Annotated in this window: 9 protein-coding genes; 2 read left to right on the top strand and 7 right to left on the bottom strand. The window is 45.9% G+C overall.

The features are described from left to right. Positions 1 to 183 precede the first annotated feature (183 nt). Complete coding sequence (locus tag MMG82_RS15380) at positions 184 to 1695, top strand: hypothetical protein (protein ID WP_037416051.1); 1512 nt, start codon at positions 184 to 186, stop codon at positions 1693 to 1695. A 353-nt stretch (positions 1696 to 2048) separates the two neighbouring features. Further along, complete coding sequence (locus MMG82_RS15375; RefSeq protein WP_047535877.1) at positions 2049 to 2558, top strand: hypothetical protein; 510 nt, start codon at positions 2049 to 2051, stop codon at positions 2556 to 2558. Between the two features lie 246 nt (positions 2559 to 2804). Here MMG82_RS15375 and MMG82_RS15370 read toward each other — a convergent pair whose 3' ends face one another. The 7 genes from MMG82_RS15370 to MMG82_RS15340 form a co-directional block, all read right to left on the bottom strand. Beyond that, positions 2805 to 3983, bottom strand: a complete 1179-nt coding sequence (locus tag MMG82_RS15370; protein ID WP_047535874.1) for an AAA family ATPase — start codon at positions 3981 to 3983, stop codon at positions 2805 to 2807. Positions 3984 to 4131: 148 nt separating this feature from the next. Beyond that, positions 4132 to 4302 carry a hypothetical protein gene (locus MMG82_RS15365; protein WP_169547028.1) on the bottom strand — a complete coding sequence of 57 codons (171 nt, stop codon included), beginning with the start codon at positions 4300 to 4302 and terminating at the stop codon, positions 4132 to 4134. Positions 4303 to 4513: 211 nt separating this feature from the next. Then, positions 4514 to 5083, bottom strand: a complete 570-nt coding sequence (locus tag MMG82_RS15360) for an LUD domain-containing protein (RefSeq protein WP_037425853.1) — start codon at positions 5081 to 5083, stop codon at positions 4514 to 4516. A 1-nt stretch (position 5084) separates the two neighbouring features. Beyond that, a complete protein-coding gene (locus tag MMG82_RS15355) occupies positions 5085 to 6479 on the bottom strand; it encodes a lactate utilization protein B (RefSeq protein ID WP_047535871.1) in 1395 nt (464 codons plus the stop codon). A gap of 10 nt (positions 6480 to 6489) precedes the next feature. Continuing rightward, a complete protein-coding gene (locus MMG82_RS15350; RefSeq protein ID WP_037416062.1) occupies positions 6490 to 7233 on the bottom strand; it encodes a (Fe-S)-binding protein in 744 nt (247 codons plus the stop codon). 301 nt (positions 7234 to 7534) lie between these two features. Continuing rightward, entirely contained in the window at positions 7535 to 10339 is a 2805-nt protein-coding gene (locus MMG82_RS15345) for an FAD-binding and (Fe-S)-binding domain-containing protein (protein WP_047535868.1), read from the bottom strand. Between the two features lie 66 nt (positions 10340 to 10405). Continuing rightward, positions 10406 to 12049: an L-lactate permease gene (locus MMG82_RS15340; RefSeq protein WP_047535865.1), complete on the bottom strand. Its 1644-nt coding sequence runs from the start codon at positions 12047 to 12049 to the stop codon at positions 10406 to 10408. Positions 12050 to 12364: the final 315 nt, after the last annotated feature.

The following is a 12364-nucleotide window of genomic DNA, read 5'->3' as shown; positions in this document are numbered from 1 at the left end:
CGTGTCGGCATGGGCTCTGATACATTTCGCTGGTTTAAACCCTGCTTAAAATGAGCTCAGTCTGTAGTATGAGTGTTGTCGATAAAATACCGTTACCGACTGACAGTAATGCAGGTGGATAGGATAAATTCTGGGCCACTTTGTCTGGCTTTTCGTTTGTTATTTAAGTTTTAAGAGGCTCTTATGCGCACCGCTGCAGTCATCTCTATGCTGTTGTTTGGCGTGTTAACCAGTGTTAACGCCAGCGCCAAGGATAATGAGTTAGTGTTTGCTAGCGATTTTGAGGGTAACCGCTTATCACAACCTTGGTCTTGGATCATGGGGTGCCAATTTGAGGGTGCTGAGCCCCATAGTGGCGAGAGTGCGTTGTTATGTGCAGAAGGCAATAGCAGTATTGTCAGTAAATACCCTGTATCGGAAGCGGGTCTATTAGAGTTTTGGGTAAAAACTCAAAATATCCAAACCCAATATCGGATTAATGTGCTCACATCGCCAGTATTAAAACTGGATGCCCAGTGGCAGCATGTGGCGCTTATCGATGTTACTCCTGGCACAAATGAATATTTAGCCCATCGGGTGTCGATTGACGATCCGAGTCGTCAATATGTTCGCCTCGATATTGAAGCGATTAATGGCCCTATCAGTTTGGATGATTTAACCCTCGATAAAATTCGCTTAGATATTGCCCTGCAAAAAAACGAGCAAAAAATTATCGGCGGCATTTTAGATAAACTTAAAGAAGACAAAAACTACGAGGTTCAGGCCGAATCCTTTAGAACGCTGGGGAAAAACTACGCCGCCCAGCTCGAAAGCCAAAGACAATACCTTGAGTATTCGAATGCGATTTATTCCAGTATCACCTTTGTACTGGCGACCTCTGAGCGCAATAAAATGTCTAACCCTTTGGGTTATAACACCTTTAGGTCGGTGTTAACTGACGCTAAGCGGATTGCGTCGCCGATTCAACAGGCGCGTTTAGGCTCTATGGTCAAGCCCTTTGGTGACTTAGCAACCGCCACCTTAAATGTAGTGAGTGCTGGCGCCTACTCAGCCTTTGCTGAACCTTTTAAATCCTTCCTTGCGGCCACCTTTGACCGCTCAAACTATGACAACAGCGACTTAAGTCGCAGTGATAAAAAGTTTGCCGAGGAAAACGGCCTTAAGATTTATCAACAGGCCGAGCGCTTTATGTCTGAAATCGAAAAAGAGTTGCAACAGGTGACCGCACTCGATAATGATTTAGTCAGTATGCAGAAGAACTTAGATAATTTCCGCAAGGATTTAGACAAACATCTGCGTAGCTATCTGCAACACGCCAGCATTGCCCGTACGCCCGAAAATTACAGTAAGGTGATGAGTAAAGATGAGCAGACTCGGGCGCAAATCATGGCTGAAGTGAATGCCAATATCAGTGCCAAAGCCGAAGCCTTACTTGCCTCTAATAGTAATGCTGAACTGGTACAGTACATGATTAAAACGACTGAAAAAATGGATGAGTTTCAGGAGTTTAAAGAACGTTTTAATCAAATTACTTCAGCGATGTTAACCTTCTATGACCGCTTTGAGCGCTCGATTGCCGCCGAGCAAAATCCCTTTACCGATCCAAGCGATAGGGCGGTATGGGAACAACATGCTCAAAGTGCACGCAATTATATTCGCCAGTCGAAGGAAGCCTTTACGAAAGCCTTTATGTAGCAGGTTGTTGTAGAAACATCGATTGAGCTTTTTCATCAAAATGGCGGAGAAACAATTGTTCTCTGCCATTTTTTATATACGCAATTTACCCAACCGATCGTTTAATAAACCATTTTAATCTGAGCGTGTTGTAGGCAAACCGAAAGTACATTATGTTGTTGATTTAAAATCGCCAGTTGTTTGATTATCTCAGTGATGGAGTCGTTGAGATGGAGTTTCAGACAATCCCAATTATACGGGTTTTTGATGAATGCTCAGATTTGTGATAATCACATTTTATCGCCAGCAGAAGGTGCGGGTGATAACGTCAACCAACTACGGTGCTTTTCGATCTGAATCTAGGCGTTAATTATATGAATATTAAACGCACATTTTTTTATTATGAAAGAAACAGAAAACAACAAGCCAAAATGCTCGCTTTTAATATGCTTTTTTTGCCCGTTATCCTTTGGCTTATTTTGATATTCATTCCAAAAAGTGATCCTTTTTATAACGAATTTTTATTTTACGTAAAATATATTGTTGTGGTTTCTGAGCTTGCTCTGTTATCGCTAACAGCATGGTTGCTTACTCATCCTGCTAAATTTTATATCAAGCTGACAAACTCCGAGTTCAGCTCATTTCACCCTACTTTTAAAGAATGGACGTTCAGTGTCAATCCGCAAGACATTATTGAAATTGAGCACAGCACAGATATAGGATCAAACGCTAGCCTTATTTTAGTGAAAATGAATAATGGTTCATCAGTTTTATTGAGCCCTAACTATCCATATAAGCGAAGCGAACTATACGATGCATTGCGGTTAGTTAACCCAAATATAAAAACGCCCAACAACACTTGGTTGTTCCCTTATAAAAAGTAAAAAATCAATTATTGACTGGCCAATCTCTAAAATGGGATGTCATGTCCTGCAACTCACTGTAACCTTGCTTAACCAAACCAATTACTGCTCATTGGTTTTATTGGGTGGGTTAATATGTCTTAAATACACCAATATTTTAATGAGTTAGCTCAATTTCATGTCTCAGCTTTAGCTCGTACAAGTTGTAGACAAACCAAAAGTGCTTATGTTGTTGATCTAAAATGGATAGTCAGATTTTTACTGAAATCACACAGAATTATGGACACTACCATATCTTAACTTCGCTCTGCGATGGAGTTCATAGACTTCACAACCTAACAATGGCTCAGTTCTATTCAGCACTGCGCCAAAACGCTCAAAGTAGTCCTCATTAACTTGCTTTGCACTGATAAGTGGTACTTCCATACTGACATCTACACGACCTTTACGTATTAACGCTGGGTCAAGATTATCAAGATGATTTGTGGTCATTATGACAAGGCAATCATCAAGAGGGACGATTCCGTCTAAGGCGTTTAGAACGCCACCTAAAGTGAGTGGTGGGTTATCTACATTGCTTTCAGCAGTACGTGATACCGTGGCCTTTACACAGTCACAGTCCTCTATTAACAACATCGCTCCGGGCGCTACCTTTCTAATTGCTTTATGAATAGTGGCATCATTGACAGTCGATAGATTCAATATGTATAGATCGCGATGATACTCAACCGCTAAGGCTCTCGCTATACCCGTCTTACCTGTACCCGTTTTTCCATGTAACAGTATGGTTAGCTTACTGACAACCGATTTTCCCCGACTTGCGAAGTTATCAACTTCCCTCATCAAGTCCTGCTTAAACCCTTCATCTAGCACTAAGTCACTAAAACCCGATGATTTCAATGTACCGTAGCGACACCATTCGGTTTCTTCGAAAATATTCACTTTCGGCTCATTAGAGATGTCTCCACGAGTATCTTCTAAAAAACGATATAGTTTATCTTTTGCCCACCATGGTGCTCTTACAGTAATAGAATCGTATGCCATCGAACTATCGACCTTAGTACGAGTTGCCAACATAAAACAACCACCGTATTTAAACAGATGCATACCATAGCCGATAGACTTAACACTGACACGCCCGTCGTAATTCACACCATAGTCAAAGTAAACAGCCTCAGAGATAGAACGTGAAAAAAACGGAATGGTAGTATTACTGATCAAAAAGGACAGCTTATTGAATATCTCTGTGCGTGCCTGATGGCTATCGTCTATAGTGAGCCGCACAAATAGCAGGCTACTGAGCCAACTTAACAGTTTCGCGGGGACATCTTTTAGCATGTAGCCTACGAATCCAATTAACGTAAATGTTAATACTCCAACAATGACTGCCGTCAACAAAGGATCACTATTGGTGAGCGCCTTTATTTGTAGTAATACCTCGTTCATTTACTCACCTTTACTATAAATGCCTAATAGATATAGTCGATAATACGACCAGCCGCGTCGAGGATACTCGTAAGGTATCCTCAGTATTGCGCTATCGCATCTGGTTAAAGCGACTTGATAAAGATCCTTTACTTATCACTAGTACAAGCTATTGCTTTAGGCTGCGGCGCTCATCAAAGAGCAGAACGGCGCGGCCTTGCATCCACTGATTGACTTGCACTACATCCGTGTTTAACAGCCCGTTCGCCATCTTATAGGCAGGACGCCTAAATGTCGTGCAATGCAGGGATACGTGAGAACGACCATGGCTCTCGTTCATAAGCTTAGAAATCCTAGATTTCTCTATTCACCGAGTCGGCGGCGAATGCCATGGCAAGCCTGTATCTGTAGGTTGATAACTCTTATAAATCAAATGTTTAAAATATTGTTATGCTAAATTTTAAATAAGAAAGCCGCCAATAAAGGTCGGCTTTCATGTTTCGATTGTCCCGTAACCTTTGCGTTTCTTGGTTACATTAAATCTTGAGGCATTACAGCAAGTACACGTTCGAGCTGCAGGCGCCGTGAGCACCGACGACGAGGGCTTGTTCGATATCGGCGGTTTTTGAGGGACCGGCGATAAACACCCCAAACTCACCTGAGGCTAGCGTGATTTCTTTTGCCGCTTGATGCATGTTTGGCACAATCTTATTGGCTGGCAGGGCTAAGATCAGGTTTTCACAGATAAAAGGCGTTACTCTGTGGCCTAAGTTCTTATTGTTTACCCAAATGGCACCATTTTCGGCAACACCAATATCCCCAGGGATCACCGCATAATCGATATCCCTGAGCTCGTGAGCCGTTGGTGGCACATCACGGTTTGCTGTGATGCCCTCAACGAGGGAGATAACCTGTAAGCCTTGGGCGACAAGCTCATCCACTTTGGCTTGCAGTGCCGCGAGGCCGCCTTCACGGTGAAGTGTACCCGCAACGGTTTTCAGATTGGTTTCAAACTGGCCAACCAGATCTTCAACCCTTGGGGCGACATCGATGCTTGGCATAGGATGGTTTGTTAAAGCCGACAGTTTGAGCGCATTGAGAATTTCGTGCTTACTAGACATCTTATAGGCTCCTGTGTTTCTTAAACCAAGCTTCGAAGCTGGAGTTGGGGGCGACTGGCAGTTCACGGTATTTACCCCAGGCACCGCTAAAGGGCTTGAGCAGACTACCGGGCAGAATGCGCAGTGCAGTTCGGGCCGCGCCCATTGAGCAATTGAGCAGAGTAGTGCTTGCCATAAATTTACCCACTAATGGCATATAGCCGTTTTTGCCGTAGGGGAGTTGTCCGGCTTTGGCCTTAAGGCGTCTGTGGTGGTGAATAATCTTATCGAGCGGCACCTTGGTCGGGCAGACATAGGTACAGCTACCACACAGAGTACAAGCCCAAGCGATGGAGTTGGTATCGTCATGCTTGGCACCCACCGCAATCCCAATCGGGCCGGGAATGGTGTAGTTGTAGCTGTAACCACCAGAGCGGCGATACACAGGACAAGTATTTAAACAACCGCCGCAACGAATACATTTCAATGATTCTGCAAGGATTTTATCCTTCATCATCTCGGTACGGCCGTTATCGACGATGATCACATGCATCTCTCCATCGACCTGTGGTCCACGGTAGAAGGCGCTATAAGTAGTGACGGGTTGGCCAGTTGCGTTGCGTGCGAGGGTGCGTAGTAACACGGCGGCGCTGTCGATATCGGGGACAATTTTGTCGATCCCCATTGAATGCAACTGCAACTTGGGTAGGTTAGCGCCCATATCGGCGTTACCTTCGTTGGTACAAACGACCACGGCGCCCTTATCGGCAATCGCCATGTTTACCCCTGTCATGGCGGCATCGGCGCTGAGGAATTTTTCACGCAAATGCGCGCGGGCGGCACGGGTTAAATACAAGGGATCGGCTGCCCCCGCTTTAGTGCCGAGTTTCTCATGGAAGAGATCACCGACTTCTTCTTTTTTCATGTGGATAGCGGGCACCACAATGTGCGAAGGCGGCATTTTCGCGAGCTGAATAATGCGCTCACCTAAGTCGGTGTCGATGACTTCAATTCCACGCTGCTCTAAGTAAGGGTTGAGATGACATTCCTCGGTGAGCATTGATTTGGACTTAACTAACTTCTTCACTTTATGGCTAGCTAAGATCTCGTGCACGATACGGTTGTGCTCGGCGCCATCTTTGGCCCAATGCACTTTGATGCCGTTGGCAAGACAGTTTTGCTCAAAGGTTTCAAGGTATTGTGCAAGGTTGGTTAAGGTATGCAGTTTGATTTCAGAACCTAACTGACGCAGTTGCTCCCATTCGGGTAAGCTGCCAGCGGCGCGATCGCGTTTTTCGCGCAGCACCCAAAGGGCTTTAGAGTGCCAGTCAACTCGGGTTTCATCGCGGCAGAAAATATCGGCTTTATGAGCGTGAACCTGTGAACCCGTGGCCCCGTGATTATGTTGATATGCCATAGTGGGTCTCCTAGAGCGCGGCGTTAAGCACTTGCGCTATGTGGCGAATTTCAATCGGCAATTGTTGTCTGCGGATCATGCCATCGAGGTGCAAGAGGCAAGAGGGATCGAAGCCAACCACATATTGCGCGCCTGTTGCCGCGTGGGCTTGGGCTTTGTCTTTACCCATCTTGGCGGATACGGCTCCTTCATCGACGGCAAAAGTACCACCAAAGCCACAGCATTCATCGCGACGGTCTGGATAGACAATGTCGATACCAGCGATATTGGCAAGCACGGCTTCAACTTTGTTGAATCGCGGGCCCATTTGCTCGCTTGGCGTGGCAAGGCTCAGCATACGAATGCCGTGACAGCTTAGTTGCAGGCTGATCTTATGGGCAAAAGGTTTGTTGAAGGCGGGAATGGGGGCGATATCGTGGAGGAACTCGGTCAGTTCATAGAGTTTGTCGATAACGGCTTGAGCTTCTGGGCTGCTATCAAACTCGTGGAAATTTTCTTTGGCGGCCACTAAACAAGAAGCGGCAGGACAAACAATGGCATCGCATTCTACACCTTTGAAAGCATTGAGTAATTTCAAGGTGGTACTGCGTGCTGCATCAAAGCAACCCGAGTTAGTCATCGGTTGGCCACAGCAAGTTTGGCCTGCGGGTAGAATCACTTGGTGTCCGAGTTTTTCCAGTAATTCCAGAGTGGCAATGGCCACATCCGGCATCATTTGGTTAACGAGACACGGGATGAAAAGGGCGATTTTCATTGTGCTTTCTCTTTCTTGTTAGTGAACGACATTGCCTTGCATTGTGGCCCCAAAGTCCACACAAATGCTAAGGTAGTTGATCCAATATAGGCTTATCTAAAGTAAATAAGTAGCCCTAATTTAGTAAATGATCTACTAGATTTTTGCAAAAATGAGAAGTTTTTAACAATATGATTTTAAATGGTTAATTGGGTTTTTATTTTAAGATTTATTTCGTTAACTTTGCGGAGTTGTCGATAAATGAGAATAGTTTTCTTCTAAAGAAAAACGGGGCTATCTTTAGCCCCGTTTGGTCAGTGTGTTAGCGACTGCACTCTTCGAGCAGATACGCTAAGTGGCGGTAGGAAATACCACTGTGTTGGGTCAAACCGACCTCGCACATACGGTTGGCGTAATAGCCTTCTTTAACCTCAACTGGGATTAACTTCTTAATATTGCGCAGGGCGCTGGCGTTGATTTCTGGCTTATATAAACCTTTTTCACCGGCGTATCCACAACATTCAATACCCGCGGGTTTGAGCACTTGCGCCGAGCAAGCATTGGCAATGGCTTGCATCTTAGGCTCTAACTTCATCTTGCGAGCACTACAACCTAAGTGTAAAGCAACATTGACCTTTTTGTTGATGGTCAGCTTGTCCAGCAGCTTGTCATGCATAAACTCAACTAGATCCGTTATTTGTACCTTTGGGTTACCCGTGAGGGTGCGATAAGTACAAGATAAGGCATCGACTAACACTGGGATCTTGCCGCCATTGCTCATCTTGCTAAGCACATCGATAAGCTCTTGGCGTTTGGCGTCGGCGTTTTTAAAGTCGCCCTTTGATTCCCACATTTGGCCGCAACATAAATCGCGGGTCTTTTCTGGCGTGACAACGTTATAGCCCGCGCGCTCTAGTAGGGTTACAACCACCTCTGGCAAGGTGCGGTTATCCGGATCTTTCGGCGTTGGACCAAAGGTGCGGCCACCACAGGCGGGGAAGTAAACCACGGTTTCTTGGCCTGCTTTGGCGGGTGACGGTTTAGGCAGTTTGCCGCCTTTGGGGAAGTCAGGATTCCAGTAAGGCACTTCTTTAGAAATCAGCCGACCCGTTTTCATCAGCGCATTAGTAATGCCATCGCCGGTGATTTTATGGATAACCCCAAGTACATCAAAGCCCGTACTGATCACTTGGTTTACCGCGCCAAAATGCTTGGCTTGGAAATCCAATACTTTTTGCTCTGTGGTGCTGATATAAGGTGTACGTAGTTTACGGACTAACTGACCCATGCTGTTATCGACTGGACAGGCGATAGTACAAAGCTGACAGGCGGCGCAGGTATCAATCACATCGTATTTTGCATCGGCGCGCATTTTAGCGGCCGCAGCTTTATCACCGGACTGCTCTAAGCGCTCGATTTCACGCAGAGTCGCGATCCGCTGACGTGGCGAGAAGTTAAGTGCTGATGTTGGGCAGGTTTTTTCGCAGAAGCCACATTCGATACATCTATCAACAAAATCATCGACAACAGGGCAGGGCTTAATATTTTTAACGTGGACGTTCGCATCATCGTTAAGAATAACGCCTGGGTTTAGAATACCCTGAGGATCAAATAGTTGTTTGATGCTCTTCATCAAAGTGTAAGCATCTTGTCCCCATTCTTTTTCAACAAACGGTGCCACAGCGCGGCCAGTGCCATGCTCAGCTTTCATGGAGCCGTTGTACTTGTTAATCACCATATCGGCAATATCGTCCATAAAGGCATGGAAGCGGTCGATATCGGCTTGAGTGGAGAAGGTCGGAGTAATAATGAAGTGGAAGTTACCTGCCAGCGCGTGGCCATAAATACAGCCTTCAGGGTAACCATGTTTATGGAAAAGCTCAGTGATATCGTGAGCTGCTGCGGCTAGATGTTCAAGCTCAAAGGCCACGTCTTCGATGATAACTGAGGTTCCTTTTGGACGCTCGCCACCGACAATGGGGAAAAGCCCTTTACGCATCGCCCAGTACTTGTCGTAAACCGCGGGATTGGTACTGAATTCCATCGGACGGATGAAGTCAAAACCAGCCAGTTTGGTACTGACATCTTGGGTATAGCGTTCGAGCGTTTGAGCATCATCCGCACGGGATTCAATCAATAGAATCGCCGATAACGCAGGCAGTTCCGACAACCAATCTGGCATGCCTGGCTTGCCTGTTACCGCTTTAATGGATGGCCAGTCAAGGAGTTCGGCCGCAGAAACACTTTCACCATTAATCAGCGGAATGGCGCGTGCAGCATCTTCCATATTATGGAATACAGCCATGGCTGAGGCTTTAAATTTAGCTTCATTTACAGTGTGGTAAGTGACTTCGTTAATGAAAGCTAACGTACCTTCCATCCCGACCATTAAGTGGTTAATGATGTCAAATGGGTCGGTAAAATCGATTAAGGAGTTAATACCGTAGCCAGTGGTATTTTTGATGGAATACTTTTTACGAATGCGCTCGGCCAATACGGTGTTATGGCGTGTCAGATGGGAGAGCTCGCTCAGATCTTGCAGTAATTTTCCGTGGGTCTTAGCAAACTCAGCCTTAGATTTTTCACAGCCAGTATCGAGTTCAGTGCCATCGGCAAACAACAGTTTTGCCGATGCGATGGTTTGGTAACTGTTTTGAGCAGTACCACAGCACATGCCTGAAGCGTTGTTAGCTACAATTCCGCCAATTTTTGCCGAAGCAATCGTCGCTGGATCGGGGCCGATTTTGCGATTCAGTGGCGCTAGCACAGCATTCGCGTCTGAACCAATAACGGCGGCACCTAAGGTAATTTGTTTTGCATCGCTACTGACTTCAATCTTTCTAAAACCATCATGGCCAAGGATAAGTAGTATCCCTTCACCAATCGCTTGGCCAGATAAACTGGTGCCTGCTGCTCTAAATGTGACGGGCGCATTATGCTTGCGGGCAACGGCTAAGGTGAGTTTTACCTGTTCTAAGGTCTCGGCATGGACAACAACTTCGGGCACGATTCTGAAGTAGCTGGCATCGGTAGACCAAGCAAAACGACGGACGGGATCATCCGTCACCGGACGATCACCTAATTGTGTTCTGAGATCACTGATGACCTCTTTGTAGTTAATCGACATAACATCACTCTCTTTATCTTATAGAAGAAAGTCGAAGTCACTCGGCGTGACTTCGAACAAGATGGATTAGAAGCCACCCCAAAGTGTTGCGATAGTGCCTGCAAGTAAGGCGTAGCCAAGGGCAACAGGCATGGTTTTACGAATAATTTCCGACTCTCTACCCGCCATTCCTACTACAGTTGCTGCGGCAACCACGTTCATTACGCACATCATGTTACCGGCGTTTGCACCGATACCTTGCAGTGCCAATATCAGTGTATGGTTCATGCCAACATTATCAGCCACACTGTATTGCAGGCTTGAGAACATCATGTTTGAGAACGTCGCTGAACCTGACAGGAAGGCACCAAAAATCCCCACGATAGGCGCCATCCATGCCCATACCGCGCCCATTGAATGGCCCAACATATCGGCTAAGGCCACTGGCATAGAGGCTAGTCCAGCACCATTAGCACCTGAGTTTAAGAAGATTTTCACCATAGGTACTGAAGCACCTAATGAAATAATCGTCGGTAACATTGATTTGCATGAAACACCGATGGATTGCTTAATCGCAGGACTTTTCATTTTGAACAGGAAGAAACCGATAATACACACTGCGACGAAGAAGGCGCCAGGGGCGTATAAGGTTGCAAAGCTCGCTTTAAGCTCAGTACCCATAAGGCCTGTCCAGCTAATGTTGAAACTCGATAACCAAGCTTTCAGTGGCGTGACTGTACGAGATAACACTAACAGCGCAGCCATGATGATATAAGGTGTCCAGGCGGCAATTTGTGAAAACTGGGCTTTCGCTTCGATCTTCACACCTTCTTGGTTGTCATTCTCTGCGAAATCATTCCAAGGTGTTTTAGGCAGTAGGTAGCCCTTACGCGCAACAGGGATCACCAGTGCCATACCGATTAATGCACCAATAACCGATGGGAATTCAGGGCCTGCAAGGTAGTTAATAATCCAGGCGGGGACAGTAAAGGCAAGACCTGCGAAAATCGCAAATTTCCAAATGGCTAAGCCTTCTTTAAAGGATTTATTGCGGCCAAAGAACCCGGTCAGCATCGTCACCATAACCAGTGGAATTAATGAACCTGTGATTAAGTCGATAGTGATCATATGCATTACGATATATCGAGCATAACCTGCATAGGTTCCACCATGGGCAGCAAACTGCTCAGCAGCCATACTTACACCACCTTGGATAAGCCCCTGTTCCATCCCAAAGAGCACGGGTAAACCAATTGCCCCAAATGATACGCAGGCTGAGTCGGCAATTAAGGCGACTACGGCGGCGGCGACAGGAGGTACTCCCAGTAATACCAGCAGTGGCGCGCCAATGGCGGCTGGCGTACCAAAGCCAGCACTACCTTCGATAAAGGCGCCGAATAACCAACAAATAATAATCACCTGTACACGGGCATCGGCACTGATGTTAGTGAAGCCTGCTCGGATAGTATCCATTGCACCTGAATATTTCAGAGTATTAAGTAGGAATACCGCACCGAAGATGATGGTTAATGGCGTGATCGCTGACAGCAGTCCTTCAAGAACGGATGCGGCCAATAGAGTGGTATCCATTTGCCAAATAAATACGGCGGCGATGGCCGTAACTACCATGGAAATGGGCATAGCTTTTGACGCGGGCATTCTCAGTAATACAAGAAAGATCATTACACTGAGCACTGGCGTCAAGCTGGCGAGGAGTTGGAGTATTGTCATGCTTGCCTCTACATAAAGTGGTCTGTCTTATTTTTTATAGGAATCTTATTGGTGCTTCGATATCAGAACTTATGGTGGATAAATCAGCAGTATTCACTACTAATAATCACTGTTACGACATTCTGTGGTGTGTACTAGACGCTATTCGGGGTTGAACTTATATGATCTAGATCATTTTGACTGCTGTATGAAATGCTAATTTACAGTGCTGCGGGAGGCTTCTCTCATAGGATTTCTCCAACTGTGACCAATGTCACTTAAAGAGTTGTTTGTATATTCCTATGCTCAGTAATTAATTTAACTTGTATGCTTTTT

Source organism: Shewanella sp. MM_2022_3 (assembly GCF_022557375.1).
GTDB classification, from domain to species: domain Bacteria; phylum Pseudomonadota; class Gammaproteobacteria; order Enterobacterales; family Shewanellaceae; genus Shewanella; species Shewanella xiamenensis.
This window is presented reverse-complemented; position numbering and strand designations above follow the sequence as displayed.

What these genes read in the sequence shown, in the direction of transcription:
- MMG82_RS15380 (WP_037416051.1), top strand. Translation starts at nt 184, where the DNA reads ATGCGCACCGCTGCAGTCATCTCTATGCTGTTGTTTGGCGTGTTAACC.
- MMG82_RS15375 (WP_047535877.1), top strand. Translation starts at nt 2,049, where the DNA reads ATGAATATTAAACGCACATTTTTTTATTATGAAAGAAACAGAAAACAA.
- MMG82_RS15370 (WP_047535874.1), bottom strand. Translation starts at nt 3,983, where the DNA reads ATGAACGAGGTATTACTACAAATAAAGGCGCTCACCAATAGTGATCCT.
- MMG82_RS15365 (WP_169547028.1), bottom strand. Translation starts at nt 4,302, where the DNA reads ATGAACGAGAGCCATGGTCGTTCTCACGTATCCCTGCATTGCACGACA.
- MMG82_RS15360 (WP_037425853.1), bottom strand. Translation starts at nt 5,083, where the DNA reads ATGTCTAGTAAGCACGAAATTCTCAATGCGCTCAAACTGTCGGCTTTA.
- MMG82_RS15355 (WP_047535871.1), bottom strand. Translation starts at nt 6,479, where the DNA reads ATGGCATATCAACATAATCACGGGGCCACGGGTTCACAGGTTCACGCT.
- MMG82_RS15350 (WP_037416062.1), bottom strand. Translation starts at nt 7,233, where the DNA reads ATGAAAATCGCCCTTTTCATCCCGTGTCTCGTTAACCAAATGATGCCG.
- MMG82_RS15345 (WP_047535868.1), bottom strand. Translation starts at nt 10,339, where the DNA reads ATGTCGATTAACTACAAAGAGGTCATCAGTGATCTCAGAACACAATTA.
- MMG82_RS15340 (WP_047535865.1), bottom strand. Translation starts at nt 12,049, where the DNA reads ATGACAATACTCCAACTCCTCGCCAGCTTGACGCCAGTGCTCAGTGTA.